The 633-nt window shown below is 56.9% G+C and carries 1 pseudogene; it reads left to right on the top strand.

What is annotated here, in order from left to right:
* Nucleotides 1-633, top strand: a pseudogene (locus NW858_RS11500) (DNA polymerase); the annotation flags it as partial.

The raw sequence follows: 633 nt of genomic DNA, 5'->3' as shown, positions 1-633 counted from the left end.
GATGCGCTGCCAGCTCTGGTAAGACGCGATACAGGCAGGGTGCACACCAACTTTAACCAGACCGTTACTGCCACTGGCCGGCTCAGCTCCTCCAACCCCAATTTGCAAAATATCCCCATCCGCAGTGAGTTTAGCCGCCGCATTCGCCAGGCCTTCATTCCCCAGGAGGGATGGCTGTTGGCCTCGGCTGACTACTCACAAATTGAGCTGCGCATCCTGGCCCACCTCAGCCAAGAGCCAACCCTCCTTGAGTGCTTTCGCTCCGGGGAAGATGTGCATACCCTGACTGCTCGCTTGCTCTTTGACAAGCAAGAGGTAACCAGTGAGGAACGCCGCCTTGCCAAGACGATTAACTATGGCGTGATCTATGGCATGGGAGCCCAGCGTTTTGCCCGCACGGCAGGAGTATCGCTGGCAGAAGCTAAGCAGTTCTTGCAGCGATTTAATGAGCGCTATGCTGGCGTTTTTGCCTATCTCCGCGCCACCGAAGCCTTTGTGTAAGAACACGGCTATGTGGAAACCATCCTGGGTCGCCGCCGCTATTTCCCCAATTTGTCTCAGCTATCGGGCCACCGCAAACAAGCCGAGCTGCGGGCTGCTGTGAATGCCCCCATTCAGGGATCCGCTTCAGAC

Source organism: Synechococcus sp. H55.10, from assembly GCF_047502715.1.
Taxonomy (GTDB): Bacteria; Cyanobacteriota; Cyanobacteriia; order Thermostichales; family Thermostichaceae; genus Thermostichus.
The sequence above is the reverse complement of the archived record's forward strand: the minus strand, read 5'-3'. Positions and strand labels throughout refer to the sequence as shown.